Source organism: Streptomyces cynarae (assembly GCF_025642135.1).
In the GTDB taxonomy this organism is placed as follows: domain Bacteria; phylum Actinomycetota; class Actinomycetes; order Streptomycetales; family Streptomycetaceae; genus Streptomyces; species Streptomyces cynarae.
Genome location: NZ_CP106793.1, coordinates 6,287,168 through 6,304,059 on the forward strand (window position 1 = coordinate 6,287,168; position 16,892 = coordinate 6,304,059).

At 70.2% G+C, this 16,892-nt stretch carries 10 protein-coding genes; 8 read left to right on the forward strand and 2 right to left on the reverse strand.

Going from position 1 to position 16,892, the window contains the following annotated elements; genetic code table 11:
- Positions 1-314: 314 nt before the first annotated feature.
- From N8I84_RS28665 to N8I84_RS28695, 7 genes are all read left to right on the forward strand, one after another.
- Positions 315-1,994 (forward strand): extracellular solute-binding protein, encoded by a 1,680-nt coding sequence (locus N8I84_RS28665; protein ID WP_263232327.1) that lies wholly within the window; start codon positions 315-317, stop codon positions 1,992-1,994.
- Positions 1,994-3,046 (forward strand): ABC transporter permease, encoded by a 1,053-nt coding sequence (locus tag N8I84_RS28670; RefSeq protein WP_263232328.1) that lies wholly within the window; start codon positions 1,994-1,996, stop codon positions 3,044-3,046. The genes N8I84_RS28665 and N8I84_RS28670 overlap by 1 nt, the downstream gene beginning before the upstream one ends.
- On the forward strand, positions 3,043-3,969 hold the full coding sequence (locus N8I84_RS28675) for a carbohydrate ABC transporter permease (protein ID WP_263232329.1): 927 nt from the start codon (positions 3,043-3,045) through the stop codon (positions 3,967-3,969). Before N8I84_RS28670 ends, N8I84_RS28675 begins: the two co-directional genes overlap by 4 nt.
- A gap of 104 nt (positions 3,970-4,073) precedes the next feature.
- On the forward strand, positions 4,074-6,299 hold the full coding sequence (locus tag N8I84_RS28680) for a sialidase family protein (protein ID WP_263232330.1): 2,226 nt from the start codon (positions 4,074-4,076) through the stop codon (positions 6,297-6,299).
- Positions 6,299-8,275 carry a beta-galactosidase gene (locus N8I84_RS28685; protein WP_263232331.1) on the forward strand — a complete coding sequence of 659 codons (1,977 nt, stop codon included), beginning with the start codon at positions 6,299-6,301 and terminating at the stop codon, positions 8,273-8,275. Before N8I84_RS28680 ends, N8I84_RS28685 begins: the two co-directional genes overlap by 1 nt.
- On the forward strand, positions 8,272-10,521 hold the full coding sequence (locus N8I84_RS28690; protein ID WP_263232332.1) for a glycoside hydrolase family 95 protein: 2,250 nt from the start codon (positions 8,272-8,274) through the stop codon (positions 10,519-10,521). Before N8I84_RS28685 ends, N8I84_RS28690 begins: the two co-directional genes overlap by 4 nt.
- Positions 10,503-11,216, forward strand: coding sequence for a glycoside hydrolase family 12 protein (locus tag N8I84_RS28695; protein WP_263232333.1), 714 nt, complete (start codon positions 10,503-10,505; stop codon positions 11,214-11,216). Before N8I84_RS28690 ends, N8I84_RS28695 begins: the two co-directional genes overlap by 19 nt.
- Positions 11,217-11,283: 67 nt before the next feature.
- Here the strand turns inward: N8I84_RS28695 and N8I84_RS28700 are convergent, their stop codons facing one another.
- Together N8I84_RS28700 and N8I84_RS28705 are read right to left on the reverse strand one after the other, a co-directional pair.
- Positions 11,284-13,326 (reverse strand): glycoside hydrolase family 31 protein, encoded by a 2,043-nt coding sequence (locus N8I84_RS28700; protein ID WP_263232334.1) that lies wholly within the window; start codon positions 13,324-13,326, stop codon positions 11,284-11,286.
- A gap of 126 nt (positions 13,327-13,452) precedes the next feature.
- Positions 13,453-14,466, reverse strand: coding sequence for a LacI family DNA-binding transcriptional regulator (locus tag N8I84_RS28705; protein WP_263232335.1), 1,014 nt, complete (start codon positions 14,464-14,466; stop codon positions 13,453-13,455).
- Positions 14,467-14,937: 471 nt separating this feature from the next.
- On the opposite strand from N8I84_RS28705, the gene N8I84_RS28710 reads away from it, so the two are divergent.
- Complete coding sequence (locus N8I84_RS28710) at positions 14,938-16,887, forward strand: acyl-CoA dehydrogenase family protein (RefSeq protein WP_263232336.1); 1,950 nt, start codon at positions 14,938-14,940, stop codon at positions 16,885-16,887.
- The last annotated feature ends 5 nt before the right edge of the window (positions 16,888-16,892 follow it).

Here is a 16,892-nt window from a genome sequence, read left to right on the forward strand (position 1 = left end):
TTCGACTTCAGGGCGGGTGTCAAGACACCCAGCCGCAACAACTCCGTTTCCTCACCGTCGTTCCAAGCCTTCCAACCGGTTCAACCGGTATCTCCGAGGCTGGGAGGAATCTTGGAAGTGACCCTTGTGCACCCCCAGGTGTTCACTTAACCTCGCAGCAACATCGAAGCGCTTCGACTGTGGAGGGCCCCTCAGCGGTGCTCACCGTTCCCTCCCATGTCACCGCCGCTTCAGCTCAGCCAAGTTCCACTCGAGACACCGCAGCCGACGGCTCTTCCGCCGGGTGTCCTGGTGCGCCACGAAGGGTTGACGCAATGACGCCGAACTCCGCTTCCGCTTCTTCCGGGCCCAGCCGGAGAAGCTTCCTCGCCTCCACGGCGGTCGCCACCGCAGCGGTGGCCGGTGGTATGCCGCTGCTCGCCGCCTGTGGCGGTTCGGACGGCGGCTCGCGTGAGGGCACCACGTCGGGCAAGGCCGCGGACAAGCTGCTCCCGACATACATCGCCAGCACGGTCGCCAAGCCGGACATTCCGTCGAAGAACGGGTCGGCCGCCGGCTTCACCAGCAAGATCGATCTCGCGTCCCTGGCCACGTCGGTCCCGGACAAGCTCGGCACCGGCGCCCCCTTCACGATCCTGTCCCCGCTCTGGGGCACCCCGCCGAAGCCCGACTGCGCGTACTACAAGGCACTCGACGCGGCCGCCGGCACCAAGATCACCTGGCAGAACCAGGACGGCAACACCTACGGCCAGAAGCTCGGCGCGGTCCTCGCCTCCAGCTCCATACCCGACATGGTGGTCGTGCCCAGCTGGAACCTGGTCGGCAAGATCGCGAGCGCCGTCAGCGCGAAGTTCATGGACCTCGGCCCCTACCTGGCGGGCGACAAGATCAAGAAGTACCCGAACCTGGCCGCGATACCGTCCGACTCCTGGCGCATGAGCATCTTCGGCGGCGCGCTGCGCGGCATCCCGATGCCCGCCGCCCCCGTGACCAACATCGTGCCCTTCTACCGCAAGGACATCTTCGACAAGAAGGGCTACACCGTTCCCAAGTCGGCCGACGAGTTCCTCAGCTGGGCCAAGGAGGCCACCAGCGCCAAGGCCAAGGTGTGGGCCTGTGGCGACATGAGGTGGGCGGCGGCGTCCATCTTCGGTCTCCTCCCCGCCGGGCCCCTCGGCTGGAACATCGGGGCCGACGGCAAGCTCACGTACCGCATCGAGCACCCCGAGTACCTCGAACACCTGGAGTGGGTCCGCAAGCTGTTCGACGCGGGCGTGGTCCATCCCGACGACAAGGCCAACACGGGAGACCCCACCCAGCGGTTCACCGCCGGGCAGACCCTGGTCGTCAACAGCGACATGTCCGGCTGGTACGGCTTGACCGCCCAACAGGCCAAGTCCAACCCCGGCTTCGAGATGGACGGCATGGACTACTTCGCCGCCGGCGGCGGCAACCCGACGCTGTACGCCGTCCCGCCCGCCAGCATCTGGTCGATGATCCGCAAGGGCGCCTCGAAGGAGACGATCGAGAACGCGCTGGCCGCCGCCAACTTCGCGGCAGCCCCCTTCGGCACCAAGGAGCGGATGTTCGTCGACTACGGCGTCGAGGGCACCCACTACACGGTCAAGAACGGCGTCCCGGTCAAGACCGACCTGGGCAACCAGGAGGTCAACAACGCCTGGGTGCTGCTGGCCGCCCCGGCTCCCTACCTCGCCCACCCCGACTTGCCCGAGGTCACCCGCAAGCAGGTCGAGTGGCAACAGCGGCAGGGTGCCTTCGTGAAGAAGACGTCCACCTACGGCATGAACATCATCGAGCCGAGCCGCTACGCCAATCTCTCCAGCCCGTTCGAGCAGCTGGAGATCGACTACGTGCGCGGCAACAAGAGTCTGTCCGACGTGCAGCAGGCCATCTCCACCTGGAAGTCCTCCGGCGGCGACAAGCTGCGCGACTGGTACAAGCAGCTCCTCGACAAGAACGGCAGTGGCAACTGATGTCCCTCACGGCCGGGAGCAGGCCTGACGGGACACGTCCCCCCGCGGCCGTCGAGGAACCGACGGCCGCGGTCGCCGCCGCCACCGTGAAGGAGAGCGTGCCGCGCAGAGCCGGCAAGGCGGACAAGGTTCCCTTCCGGGTTCGGTGGCGCCGCGACCGCGCGCTGATCCTGATGACGCTGCCCGTCATCGTCCTGCTCCTGATCTTCAACTACGTCCCGCTGCTCGGCAACGTCGTCGCCTTCCAGGACTACGACCCGTACACCTCCAGCAACGGCATCACGGCGATCTTCCACAGCCCCTGGGTCGGCGTGGAGCAGTTCTCGCGGATGTTCGACGACCCGCTGTTCTGGGGCGCCGCGAAGAACACCATCGTCCTGTTCGTGCTCCAGCTGGTGCTGTTCTTCCCGATCCCCATCGCCCTCGCGCTGGTCATCAACAGCGTGATCCGGCCCCGGGTGCGGGCCGTGGCCCAGGCGATCATGTATCTGCCGCACTTCTTCTCCTGGGTCCTCGTGGTCACCGTCTTCCAGCAGATCTTCGGCGGTGCGGGCATCATCGCCCAGACCCTGGAAGACCACGGGTGGAGCGGCTTCGACCTGATGACCAACGCGAGCCTGTTCAAGTACATGGTCACCGCGCAGGCCGTGTGGAAGGACGCCGGCTGGGGGATCATCGTCTTCCTCGCCGCGCTGGCCGCCGTCAGCACCGATCTGTACGAGGCCGCCGCCATGGACGGCGCGGGGCGCTGGCGACGCATGTGGCACGTGACGCTGCCCGCGTTGCGCCCGGTGGTCGCACTGCTGCTGGTCCTGCGGGTGGGCGACGCGCTGAGCGTCGGGTTCGAGCAGTTCCTGCTCCAGCGGTACGCGGTCGGTGCGGGGGCCAGCGAGGTCCTCGACACCTATGTGTGGAACGTCGGTATCCAGCACGGCGACTTCAGCTACGCGGCCGCGGTCGGCCTCGCCAAGGGAGTCATCGGAGTGTGTCTCGTCCTGGGCGCGAACAGGGTCGCGCATCTGCTCGGCGAGCAGGGGGTGTATCAGAAGTGAGCCTCAACACGACGCTCATCCGCAGCCTCAAGGCACCCGCCCGCCCCGTGTGGGAGGAGCCGCCCAGCAAGGCCGGACTCACCGCCAAGGGCGGATTCCTTCTGCTGTGCTGTCTGGGAGTCCTCGGTCCGCTGTGGATCGTGATCGTCACCAGCCTCTCGCCCAAACCGGTGATCGACCGGGTCGGCGGTCTGGTCGTGATCCCCCAGGGCATCACCTTCGTCAACTACAAGGAACTGCTCAGCGGTGGCCAGGTCAGCCGGGCGATCATGGTCTCGGTCGGTGTCACGCTCTGCGGCACGCTGTTCTCGATGACGGTGTCGGTCCTCGCGGCCTACGGTCTGTCCCGGCGGGGCACTCTGGGCCACCGGTTCTTCCTGATGACCATGATGGCGACCATGTTCTTCGGGGCCGGCCTCATCCCGACGTACCTTCTGGTGCAGTCGCTGCATCTCACCGACACCTATCTGTCGCTGATCCTGCCGAGCGCGGTCAGCATCTTCAACATCCTCGTCCTGCGGGCCTTCTTCATGGGGATCTCCCCCGAACTCACCGAGTCCGCCCGCATCGACGGGGCCAGTGACCTGCGCATTCTGCTGACCATCATCATGCCGCTGTCGAGGGCGGTGCTGGCCGTCATCTCGCTGTTCTACGCGGTCGGGTACTGGAGCGCCTGGTTCAACGCCTCCATCTACCTCACCGACCAGCGGATGATGCCGCTGCAGAACGTGCTCATCCAGCTGGTCCAGAAGAACACCGAGGCGCCGGCCGGCCTCCAGCAAGCGGTCGCAACCGGTCACCTCTCGTCCTTGGGACTGCAGATGGCGGTCATGGTCCTCGCCCTGATCCCCGTCGGGATCGCCTCCCCCTTCGTCCAGCGGCACTTCAAGAAGGGCATGCTCACCGGAGCCATCAAGGGCTGAGCCACCCCTTTCGACTCCGCCGCGGCCGACCTGCCCCCATCAGCGGTCGGCCGCGGCGGGCCCAAACCTCCCCCTTGTCCCCACCGCACGGAACGAGGTATGTCATGCCCGCGTCCACTCCGAGCCGACGTGTCGTTCTCGCCGGTACCGCGGCGACCGCCGCGCTCACCGCCGTCCCGTTCGTCCCCGGACAGGCGCTGGCCGCGGCATCGACCGCCACCACCACGCCGGCCTACCGCTGGCGCAACGCCGTCATAGGCGGTACAGGTTTCGTCACCGGCGTTCTCTTCCACCCCGCGGTCCGCGGCCTCGCCTACGCCCGTACCGACATCGGCGGCGCCTACCGCTGGGACGACCGCACCGCGCTCTGGACCCCGCTGACCGACCACCTCGGTTCGGACGACTGGAACCTCCTCGGCGTCGAGGCCATCGCCGTCGACCCCGCCCACCCCGACCGCGTCTACCTCGCCCTCGGCACCTACACCCAGTCCTGGGCCGGCAACGGGGCGATCCTGCGGTCCGACGACCGCGGTGCCACCTGGACCCGCACCGACCTCGGCGTCAAGCTCGGCGCCAACGAGGACGGCCGGGGCACGGGCGAGCGGCTGCTCGTCGATCCGCGGGACAGCAACACCCTGTGGCTGGGCACCCGGCACGACGGGCTGCTCAAGTCGACCGACCGGGGCGCGACCTGGGCGGCCGTGACCGGATTCCCGGCGTCCCCGAGCGCCACCGGGCAGGGGGTCACCTTCCTCGTCGCCGCGGGACGCACCCTCTACGCCGGCTGGGGCGACGGTGACGGTACGGCCGGTGCAAAGAACCTTTACCGCACCGCCGACGGCACCACCTGGGAAGCCGTCCCCGGCCGGCCCTCCGGCACCGCCGCCGAGGTCCCGATCCGGGCGGCCTTCGACCGGGGCACCGGCCACCTGTACGTGACCTACGCCAACGCGCCCGGCCCCAACGGCCAGTCCGACGGCAGCGTGCACAAGCTCTGCACCCTCAACGGCAAGTGGACCGAGGTCACGCCGGTCAAGCCGGGCGGGACCGCCGCCGACGGATCCGCCGACACCTTCGGATACGGGGGTGTCGCCGTCGACGCCCGCCACCCGGGCACCGTCGTCGTCTCCACCAACAACCGGTGGGCGGACGTCGACACCCTGTACCGGACGACCGACGGCGGCCGTACCTGGATATCCCTGAAGGACACGGCCGTCCTCGACGTCTCCGAGACCCCCTACCTCAAGTGGGGCCAGGCCAAGCCGAAGTTCGGCTGGTGGATCCAGGCTCTCGCCCTCGACCCGTACGACTCGCGGCACATCGTCTACGGCACCGGCGCCACCCTCTACGGCACGCGGGATCTGAAGAACTGGGCCCCGCAGATCCGCGGCCTGGAGGAGACGGCCGTGCGCCTGCTGATCTCGCCTCCGGTCGGGGAGGCGCACCTGATCAGCGGGTGCGGGGACATCGGCGTGATGTACCACGAGTCGCTCACGGCATCGCCCTCGCGCGGCATGGCGTCGAACCCGGTCTTCGGGTCGGCCATGGGGCTCGCCCAGGCCGCGGCCAGGCCGGCGTACGTCGTCCGTACCGGCTGGGGCGACCACGGCAACGGCGCTTACTCGAACGACGGCGGGCAGACCTGGGCGCCCTTCACGGCCCAGCCCTCCATCGCCAAGGACGCACCGGGGCCGATCGCCACCAACGCCGACGGCAGTGTGCTGCTCTGGGTCTTCGTGCACTCTGACGGCACGAAGTTCCCCGCCTACCGCTCCGCGGACAACGGCGTCACCTGGTCCGAGGTCACCTCCTTCCCGAAGGGCGCCACGCCGGTCGCCGACCCGGCCGACCCGACGCTCTTCTACGCGTACGACACCGAAACAGGAACGCTGTACGCCAGCACTGACAGTGGCCGTACCTTCACCGCCCGCGCGACCGGACTGCCCTCCGGGGACAGCCAGTTCAAGCTGGTCGCGTCGCCGGGCAGGTCCGGCGACCTGTGGCTGAGCGCCAAATGGGAGGGCCTGCACCGGTCCACCGACGGCGGCGCGAGCTTCTCGAAGACCGTCGGCGTCGCAGCCTCGGAGTGTCTCGGTTTCGGCAGGGCCGCGGACGGCGCCGACCACCCCGCCATCTATCTGGTGGGCAGGATCGGGACCGTCACCGGCGTCCACCGCTCCGACGACGAGGCCAAGACCTGGGTGCGGATCAACGACGACCAGCACCAGTGGGGTTGGATCGGCACGGCCGTCACCGGTGACCCGCGCGTCTACGGCCGTGTCTACCTGGCCACGAACGGCCGGGGCATCCAGTACGGGGAGCCGTCCTGATGCCGGACCTCAGTGCCGCCACCCGCGGCCGCATCCTCTTCGGTGGCGACTACAACCCCGAGCAGTGGCCCGAGGAGACCTGGCACGAGGACGTCCGGCTGATGAAGGACGCCGGCGTCAACTCCGTGACGCTCGGTGTTTTCTCCTGGGCGAAGTTCGAACCGCACCCGGGCGCACGGGAGTTCGACTGGCTGGACACGCTGATGGACCTGATGCACGGCAACGGCATCGGCGTCGTCCTCGCCACCCCCACCTCATCGCCGCCGCCCTGGATGGGCCGGCTGCACCCCGACACCCTGCCCGTCACCGAGGACGGCCGCACCGAGTGGTGGGGCGGCAGGCAGCACTTCTCGCACTCCAGCGCCACCTACCGGCGCTACGCCGCCGCCATCACCGAGGACCTGGCCGCCCGCTACGGCGGCCACCCCGCCCTCACGATGTGGCACATCAACAACGAGTACTGCACCTTCGACCACGGTGACCAGGCGGCGGTGGCCTTCCGCCGCTGGCTCCGGGAGAAGTACGGCACCCTCGACGCCCTCAACACCGCCTGGGGGACGGCCTTCTGGAGTCAGGGCTACGACAGCTGGGACGGCGTCCTGCCGCCCCGGCAACCCCACTACATGAAGAACCCCACCCAGGTGCTGGACTTCCGGCGCTTCACCTCCGACATGCTGCTGGAGTGCTACGTCGCCGAGCGTGACATCGTGCGTCGGCACACCCCGCACATCCCGGTCACCACCAACTTCATGCCGCTGTGGTTCGGGCAGGACGCGTGGCGCTGGGCCGAGGAGGAGGACGTCGTCTCCGTCGACATCTATCCCGACCCGCGCGACCCCCTCGGCGCCCAGCAGGGCGCACTGGTGCAGGACATGACCCGCTCCCAGGCCCGCGGGCCGTGGATGCTCATGGAGCAGGCGGCGGGCCCGGTGAACCGGCGGGGTGTCAACCATCCCAAGCCGCAGGGCATGAACCGCCTGTGGTCCCTGCAGGCCGTGGCGCACGGGGCGGACGCCGTGTGCTACTTCCAGTGGCGCCAGTCCCGGCAGGGCGCGGAGAAGTTCCACTCGGGCATGGTCAGTCACGCGGGGGAACAGGGCCGCACCTTCCAGGAGGTCAAGCGGCTCGGTGCGGAGCTGGCGCGGCTCGGACCCGAGGTGACGGGCAGCCACCTCGAGTCCGATGTGGCGATCCTCCACGACTGGCACGCCTGGTGGGCCGGCGCCCAGGACGGCCGTATGTCCACCGAGGTCGACCATGCCGAGGTCGTGCGCGCCTGGCACCGCGCCCTGTGGGAGGCCCACCTCACCACCGACTTCGCGCACCCCGAGCACGACCTGTCCGCGTACCGTCTCGTCGTCGTCCCGCAGCTCTACCTCCTCACGGACACGGCGATCGAGAACCTCCTCGGGTACGTACGCGGCGGTGGCACCCTCGTCTGCGGCTTCCTCACCGGCGTCGCGGACGAGAACGACCGCGTCAGGCCCGGCGGCATGGACCCACGGCTGCGTGCCCTCTTCGGCATCCGCACCCTGCACGAGTGGTGGCCGCTGCACGCGGGCGAGACGGTGGAATGCGACGGCCCGGGCGGTGGCTTCCGCGGCACCCTGTGGTCCGAGGAGCTCCAGGCCGAACCGGCCGCGGTGGCCGCCCGCTACAAGGGCGGCGAACTCGACGGACTCCCCGCCGTCCTGCGCACCGGCCGCGCCTGGTACCTCTCCACGCTCCCCGAACCGGACGCGCTGCGCGAGCTGCTCGCGGGCATCGCCGCCGACGCGGGCGCACGGCCCGTGCTCGACGATCTGCCCACCGGGGTCGAGGCCGTCCGGCGCGGCGACCTGCTCTTCGTGCTCAACCACCGGCGCGAGCCGGTCCAGGTCACGGTGCCGGGCCCCCACCACGACCTGCTCACCGGTGGGACGGTCACGGACACGCTCGCCCTCGACCGATACGGAGTGGCGGTGCTGCGCCCATGACCGGTGAAGTCGTGCATGGAACCTGGGAGCCCGATCCCGCCGCCCGCTGGGAGGACGCCTTCCTGAGCGGGAACGGCCGACATGGCGCCATGATGTTCGGGGATCCGAACGACGACCGGGTCATCGTCACGCATCACACCCTCCTACGCCCCAACGGAAGCGAACACGCACGGCCGCCCGAGCTGGCTTCCCGGCTCTCAGCCCTCCAGGACCGACTGCTCGCGGGCGAGACCGCCGCCGCCGAACACTTCACCGACGGGCGGAAGCTGCAGTGGGTGCAGCCGTTCCACCCGGCGTTCCAGACGCGGCTGCGGCGGCCGGCGGGGGAGGGACGCGACTACCGGCGTTCGGTGGACTTCACCACGGGCGTCACGAGGGCCGGGTGCGCGGGCTGGAGCAGCCGGGTCTTCGTCTCGCGCGCGGACGACGTGATCGTGCAGTACGTGACCGCCCCCGGACCGGTACTCGAGCTGTCCCTCGACCACCGGCTGCCCGGCGCCCCACGCGACCTGGCCGTCGGCCACGGCACCGCCCTCACCGCCGAGGGCGCCCTCCTCACCCTGCGCGCCCGCTACCCGGGCAGCGACCGCGCCTTCACCGGCGTGACGCTGGCCGTCGTCACCGGCGGCACGAGTGCCCTCGCCTCGCAGGGCGTACGCATCGCCGACGCCGAGTCGGTCCTGCTGCTGACCCGGGTCCACCGGCACACCGGCGAACTGGACGCCCTCGCGGAGGCGCGTGCCCTGCGCGCCCTGCTGCCCTCCGAGGAACCCTTCGCCGGACTCCTCGACCGTCATCTGGCGCTCCACCGCCCGGCCTACCGCCGCGCCACCCTCGATCTCGGCGCGGACGCCGCCGAACGCGCCCTGCCCGGCAGCGAGCTCCTCCGGCGCCCCACGAGCGCCGCCCTTCTGGAACGGCTCTTCGCCGCGGGCCGCTACCACCTGCTCAGCTCCAGCGGCATGCTCCCGCCCCGCCTGACCGGCCTGTGGACCGGCGACTGGAACACGGCGTGGTCCGGTGCGTTCACCACCGACGCCAACCTGAACCTGCAGACCGCCTCCGCGTCGGCCGGCGCCCTGCCCGAGGTCACAGAAGCCCACGCGGCGCTGATCCACGGCCAACTCGACCACTGGCGGGAGAACGCCCGCGCCGTCCACGGCGCCCGGGGTGTCGTCGCCCCCGCGCACACCGACGGGGAGTCCGGGTACGCGTACCACTTCAGCCGGGAGTACCCACTGCACCTGTGGACCGCGGGCGCCGACTGGCTGCTCAAGCCGCTCGTCGACCACGACGAGACCTACGGCGAGCGAGACCCCCGCACCGCCGCCGTCCTCGCCGAAGTCGCCGCGTTCTACGAGGACTTCCTCACCCGCACCGACGACGAGGGACGGCTCGTCGTCGTCCCCTCCTACTCGCCCGAGAACCGTCCGGCGAACGCGAGCTGGGGCACGATCAACGCCGCCATGGACCTCTCGGCGGCCCGGCACGCCCTGCTCACGGCCGCCGCCTACCACCCGGACCGGGCGGAGGACTGGCGCGCCCTCGCCGACCGCCTCCCGCCGCACCGCGTCAACGCCGACGGCGCCCTCGCGGAATGGGCCTGGCCGGGCCTGGAAGACACCTACGACCACCGTCATCTCAGCCACCTCTACGGCGTGTGGCCGCTCGACGAGATCAACCCCTATGACACGCCCGGCCTCGCCGCGGCCGCCCACAGGGCGCTCGAACTGCGCGGCGCCGAGAACGACTCGGCGCACGGCCACCTGCACCACGCGCTCGTCGCCGCACGTCTGCGCGATGCGGACCGGGTCGCGCACGCCCTCGGCCAGGTACTGGCAGGCGACTACTTCCACGCATCCCTGATGAGCGCGCACTACCCGCACCTCGACGTCTACAACGCCGACGCGGCCCACGCGCTCCCGGCCGTGCTCATCGAAGCACTCGTCCAGTCGACGCCCGGCCGGCTGGTGCTGCTGCCCGCGCTGCCCGCCGCGTACCCCCGAGGCCGGCTCCTCGGCGTCCGCACCCGGTTCGGCGCCGAACTCGACCTCACCTGGAGCCCCGAGCGAACGACAGCCGTACTGCGCCCCACCCGCAGCTGCCGCGTCGACCTCCGGACTTCCGCCGGCGCGACCCCGCTCGACCTCGTCGCCGGCGAAGACTGCGTCCTCACCACGGGGCCGCAGGACCAGCAGCAATTCCCCCCACCCATGGAAGGGACACCATGGCAATACGCACGCTGAACAGGCTGACCAAGGCGCTGATCGCCCCCGCGCTCGCGCTCGGCGCCACCGTCGGCATCGCCTCCGCCCCCGCCCAGGCCGCCGTGTGGAACTCCTGCGACCAGTGGGGCAGCACCACACTCAACGGCTACACGCTCTACAACAACATCTGGGGCTCCGGCGCCGGCAGCCAGTGCATCTGGGCCAACTCCGGTACCAACTGGGGCGTGTGGGCGAACCACCCCAACACCGGCGGAATCAAGTCCTACCCGAACGCCAAGAAGGTGATCAACAAGTCGATCACCTCGCTCTCCTCGCTGTCCAGCAGCTACAACGTCACCGTGCCGTCGTCCGGCGCGTACAACACGTCGTACGACATCTGGGACACCGGCTACAAGTACGAGATCATGCTCTGGGTCAACAAGACCGGAGCCGTCGGGCCGCTCGGCACCTCGCAGGGCAACGTGACGCTCGGCGGTCACACCTGGACCGTCTACAAGGGCAACAACGGCTCGAACGACGTCTTCTCGTTCGTCCGCACCTCCAACTCCAGCTCCGGCACCGTCGACGTCCTGCCGATCCTCAAGTGGATCAAGGACACCAAGGGCTGGTTCGGCAACGTGACCATCGGGGACCTGCAGTTCGGCTTCGAGATCACGTCTTCGTCCGGCGGTCTGAACTTCACCACCAACAGCGAGAGCGTCAGCAGCAGCTGACCCGGAGGAGCTCATGGGCGTGCGGCCGGCCCCCTGCGGGACCGGCCGCACGCTCGTCACGCGGGCCTCACTCCGCGATCGGCAGCTCGGCCCCGTCCCGCAGGAACAACGGGATCCGGTCCAGCGGCGCGTCGACCGTGACGGACGCGCCGCCCTCGTACGTGTCGCCCGTCCACGCGTCCTTCCAGCGGGCACCCGCCGGCAGGTACGTCGTCCACGTCGTGGCCCCCGGCTCCAGCACCGGGGCGACGAGCAGGTCCGGCCCGAACAGGTAGGCGTCGGCCACCTGCCAGGCGCGCTCGTCCCCGGGGAACTCCAGGAACAGCGGACGCATCACGGGCAGCCCCTCCTCATGGGCCTGCCGCATGACCTTCAGGACGTACGGCTTCAGGCGCTCGCGCAGCCGCAGGTACCTCTCCAGGATCGCGCCGGCCTCCTCCCCGTACGACCAGACCTCGTTGGAACCGCCGGTCATCTCCGGGCCCAGCGGCATGCCCGGGTCGCGGAAGCCGTGCAGGCGCATCAGCGGGGACAGCGCGCCGAACTGGAACCAGCGGACCATCACCTCGCGGTAGGCCTCATCGTCCGGGTCGCCGCCGTGGAACCCGCCGATGTCGGTGTTCCACCACGGGATGCCGGACAGCGCGGTGTTGAGGCCGGCCGCGATCTGGCGGCGCAGGGTCGCGAAGTCGGTGCCTATGTCGCCGGACCACAGGGCGGCGCCGTAGCGCTGGCTGCCCGCCCACGCCGAGCGGTTGAGGGTGACGACGTCCCTCTCACCGGCCGCGAGCATGCCCTCGTAGAAGGTGCGGGCGTTGTCGGCCGGGTAGATGTTGCCGACCTCCAGGCCCGGGCCCGCCCAGTAGCGCAGGTTCTCCTGGAAGCCGGGCTTCAGCTCCGGCTCGCAGGCGTCCAGCCAGAACGCCTTGATGCCGTACGGGTCGAGGTAGTTCTCCTTCACCCGTGACCACACGAACTCCCGGGCATCCGGATTCGTGGCGTCGTAGAAGGCGACCTGGACGGTGGAGGCGACCTCCTTGTCGGGCCAGTCGGCGTGCGCCAGGGGGCCGTACTGGGTGCCGATGAAGTAGCCGCGCTGCTCCATCACCGGGTGGTTCTCGCTCAGCGGCGACACGGACGGCCAGACGCTCACGACCAGCTTGATGCCGAGCTCCTCAAGCTCCCGCACCATCGCCGCCGGGTCCGGCCACTCCTTCGGGTCGAACTTCCACTCGCCCAGGTGCGTCCAGTGGAAGAAGTCGCACACGATCGCGTCGATCGGCAGGCCCCGCCGCTTGTACTCCCGGGCCACAGCGAGGAGTTCGTCCTGGGTGCGGTAGCGCAGCTTGCACTGCCAGAAGCCCGCCGCCCACTCCGGGAGCATCGGGGTGCGGCCGGTGACCGCGCTGTACGCGCGCTGCGCCTCGGCCGGGGCACCCGCGGTGATCCAGTAGTCGATCTGGCGGGCGGAGTCGGCCACCCAGCGGGTGCCGTTGCCCGCCAGTTCCACTCGGCCGATCGCCGGGTTGTTCCACAGCAGGGTGTAGCCGCGGCTGGAGGTCAGCACCGGGATGGAGACCTCGGCGTTGCGCTGGACCAGATCGACGACCAGCCCCTTCTGGTCCAGCCGCCCGTGCTGGTGCTGGCCCAGGCCGTACAGCCTCTCGTCGTCGTACGCGGCGAAACGCTGCTCCAGACGGTGGTGGCCGTTGCCGACGGCCGTGTAAAGGCGCGAGCCCGGCCACCAGAAGTGGGCGCGCTCCTCGGCCAGCAGCTCGCCGCCGTCCTCCGTGCGCAGGAAGCGGATCAGGCCCTCGGCGTCCACGTCCACCGTGAGCGCGCCGACCGTGAGCCGCCCCCGCCCCTCCTCGATCTTGACGGTGCTCCCGGCGGCCGGCGGCTGGTCGAGCAGGGCGCCCGGCAGCCCGTCGAGGACCGGACCGCCGAGCCGGGCCCGCACGCGCACGGCGTCCGGCCCCCACGGCTCGATGCGTACGGTCTCCTGACGTCCGCTCCACTCAAGCGCACCGTCCCGCTCACGGAAGGTGCCCACAGTGGGGGAGGACTGGGCGAGGCTGACCTGGGGCTGGTTTTCGGCAGGCTGATTCACGGTGGGGTGCTCCTGGAGGAGTGCAGACAGGAAGGGTGCCTGGAACTTCGGGCGCCGGGAACGGCGGGCGCCCGGGAGGAGTACGGCGTGGGGTGCCCCTGCGGCCGGGGGCGCGAAGCCGTGGTGTCAGGGCGCGGACGGCGCCGGGCCGGTGCTCGCCCGGACCGTGAGCTCCGGTGCGAGCAGCACCACTTCGTCCGTGCCGTGGCCGTCCAGCTTCGCGACCAGCAGTTCGACCGCGCGCCGGCCCATCTCCTGCGCGGGGATGGCGACGGACGTCAGCCGCACCGACGCCTGGGTGGCGACCTGGTCCGGGCAGACGGCGATCACCGAGACGTCCTCGGGGACGGCCCGGCCCTGCTGGCGCAGCAGCGCGAGCAGCGGTTCGACCGCGGACTCGTTCTGCACGACGAACCCGGTGGTCCCCGGCCGCTCGTCCAGGATCCGGGCCAGGGTCACGGCCATCGCGTCGTACCCGCCCTCGCAGGGGCGGTGCAGCGTCCTGAGGCCGAGCTCACGGGAGCGGGACCTGAGGCCGTCGAGCGTGCGCTCCGCGAAGCCGGTGTGCCGTTCGTACACGGCGGGCGCCTCGCCGATGACAGCGATGTCACGGTGGCCGAGGCCCGCGAGGTGCTCGGCGCACAGCGCGCCCGTCGCCCCGAAGTCGAGGTCGACACAGGTCAGTCCGGAGGTGTTGGCGGGCAGGCCGATGAGCACTGACGGCTGGTCCGTCTCACGCAGCAGGGGCAGCCGCTCGTCGTCCAGTTCGACGTCCATGAGGATCATGGCGTCCGCGAGGCCGCTGCCCGTGACCCGGCGCACCGCGTCCGGACCCTCCTCACCGGTGAGCAGCAGGATGTCGTACCCGTGAGCGCGCGCGGTGGTCGCCACCGCGATGGCGATCTCCATCATCACCGGCACGTACATGTCGGTGCGGAGCGGCACCATCAGCGCGATGATGTTCGACTTGTTGCTCGCCAGGGCGCGCGCCCCGGCGTTCGGGTGGTAGCCGAGCTCCCGGATGCTCCGCTCGACCCGCTGCCGGGTGGTGGCGGAGATGGACCGCTTGCCGCTGAGGACATAGCTCACCGTGCTCGCCGACACTCCGGCGTGCTGGGCGACCTCGGCGAGGGTGACCATCCAGCTCTCCAAGCGTGAGTGAAGCGCTTCGACAGTGCGCGCGTCGTGAAGCAGGGGCGTGTAAGGGTGGATCGACAGTAGCTTGACGTGAGTGGGCTGTCCATAGTTTGTCGAAGCGCTTCGATAACCAAAAGGCATTCACCGAGCGGCCAGTCGAGCTCACCGGCCCCTGGGCGGCCACCGAACGGGCGTAACCGAACCGTCCCCCCGGAAGGCCCCCGGGCGCAAGCACTTCGAGGGAGTCGGCCGACTTGACACCGAGACGTACCCGGTGGGCGTCGGCTGAGCGTTTTTCCGCGGCCGGTCGCTGCGCGAGGACTGGTGACCTTGCCCGGATCGGGGTACCAACGATCGAGTAGCACCGGTCAGTAACGTACGCCCGCAAGATCGCCGTACGGCACACGTGGTCGCCGTACGGCCCCTCGAGCGGTGTACGCCCCAAACATCCCGATTCGCGGCGAGGTGAGCCTCATGACCGCACCAACAGCCCCCACTCCCAAGCCGACCAAGCCGACGGTCACCGAGCGTGAGGCCCGCCAGGTCGCGGAGGCCGCGCGCGAGCAGGACTGGCGCAAGCCCAGTTTCGCCAAGGAACTGTTCCTCGGCCGCTTCCGGCTCGACCTCATCCACCCCCACCCGATGCCCGCCGAGGAGGCCGTCCAGCGCGGCGAGGAGTTCCTCGCCAAGCTGCGCGACTTCTGCGAGACGCACATCGACGGCGCCCGTATCGAACGCGAGGCCCGGATCCCCGACGAGACGATCACCGGGCTCAAGGAGCTCGGCGCCTTCGGCATGAAGATCGACACGAAGTACGGCGGTCTCGGCCTCACCCAGGTGTACTACAACAAGGCGCTCGCCCTCGTCGGCTCCGCGAGCCCCGCGATCGGCGCGCTGCTGTCCGCGCATCAGTCGATCGGAGTACCGCAGCCGCTGAAGTTGTTCGGCACGCAGGAGCAGAAGGAGACGTTCCTGCCGCGCTGCGCCCGCACCGACATCTCCGCGTTCCTGCTCACCGAGCCGGACGTGGGCTCCGACCCCGCCCGCCTGGCCACCACGGCCGTCCCCGACGGCGACGACTACGTCCTCGACGGGGTGAAGCTGTGGACCACCAACGGCGTCGTCGCCGACCTGTTGGTCGTCATGGCGCGGGTGCCGAAGTCCGAGGGTCACAGGGGCGGCATCACGGCTTTCGTCGTCGAGTCGGCCTCCGAGGGCATCACCGTCGAGAACCGCAACGCCTTCATGGGGCTGCGGGGCCTGGAGAACGGCGTCACCCGCTTCCACCGCGTGCGCGTCCCGGCGGCCAACCGCATCGGCGAGGAGGGCCAGGGCCTCAAGATCGCCCTGACCACGCTGAACACCGGCCGGCTTTCCCTGCCCGCGATGTGCGTGGGTGCGGGCAAGTGGTGTCTGAAGATCGCCCGCGAGTGGTCGGCGGCCCGGGAGCAGTGGGGCAAACCGGTCGCGCTGCACGAGGCGGTCGGCTCGAAGATCTCCTTCATCGCGGCGACCACCTTCGCCCTGGAGGCCGTCGTCGACCTGTCGTCCCAGATGGCCGACGAGGACCGCAACGACATCCGCATCGAGGCCGCCCTCGCCAAGCTGTACGGCTCCGAGATGGCCTGGCTGATGGCCGACGAGCTGGTCCAGATCCGCGGCGGGCGCGGCTTCGAGACGGCGGAGTCCCTCCGGGCCCGCGGCGAGCGGGGCGTGCCGGCCGAGCAGATGCTGCGCGACCTGCGCATCAACCGCATCTTCGAGGGCTCCACGGAGATCATGCACCTGCTGATCGCGCGGGAGGCGGTCGACGCCCACCTGTCGGTGGCCGGTGACCTGATCGATCCGGAGAAGTCCCTGTCCGACAAGGCGAGGGCGGGCGCGAACGCGGGCGTGTTCTACGCCAAGTGGCTGCCGAAGCTGGTCGCCGGACAGGGGCAGGTGCCGGGCGCGTTCGGGGAGTTCCGCCGGGAGGTCGACCTCTCCGCGCATCTTCGCTACGTCGAGCGCAGCGCCCGCAAGCTGGCCCGCTCCACCTTCTACGGCATGTCCCGCTGGCAGGGCCGCATGGAGACCAAGCAGGGCTTCCTGGGCCGGGTCGTGGACATCGGAGCCGAGCTGTTCGCGATGGCCGCGGCCTGCGTACGCGCCGAGCACCTGCGCAGGACCGGGGACCACGGCCGCGAGGCCTACCAGCTGGCCGACGCATTCTGCCGGCAGTCCCGCATCCGCGTCGACGAACTGTTCGACCGCCTGTGGGCCAACACGGACGACCTGGACCGCAAGGTGGTCAAGGGCGTGCTGACCGGCACGTACGAGTGGCTGGAGCAGGGGGTCGTCGACCCCTCCGGCGACGGCCCGTGGATCGCGGAAGCGGCACCCGGCCCGTCCCGGAAGGAGAACGTCCACCGTCCCATCCGGTGACCGAC

Coding starts and splice junctions, on each gene's coding strand:
- N8I84_RS28665 (WP_263232327.1), top strand. CDS start 315: ATGACGCCGAACTCCGCTTCCGCTTCTTCCGGGCCCAGCCGGAGAAGC.
- N8I84_RS28670 (WP_263232328.1), top strand. CDS start 1,994: ATGTCCCTCACGGCCGGGAGCAGGCCTGACGGGACACGTCCCCCCGCG.
- N8I84_RS28680 (WP_263232330.1), top strand. CDS start 4,074: ATGCCCGCGTCCACTCCGAGCCGACGTGTCGTTCTCGCCGGTACCGCG.
- N8I84_RS28685 (WP_263232331.1), top strand. CDS start 6,299: ATGCCGGACCTCAGTGCCGCCACCCGCGGCCGCATCCTCTTCGGTGGC.
- N8I84_RS28690 (WP_263232332.1), top strand. CDS start 8,272: ATGACCGGTGAAGTCGTGCATGGAACCTGGGAGCCCGATCCCGCCGCC.
- N8I84_RS28695 (WP_263232333.1), top strand. CDS start 10,503: ATGGCAATACGCACGCTGAACAGGCTGACCAAGGCGCTGATCGCCCCC.
- N8I84_RS28705 (WP_263232335.1), bottom strand. CDS start 14,466: ATGGTCACCCTCGCCGAGGTCGCCCAGCACGCCGGAGTGTCGGCGAGC.
- N8I84_RS28710 (WP_263232336.1), top strand. CDS start 14,938: ATGACCGCACCAACAGCCCCCACTCCCAAGCCGACCAAGCCGACGGTC.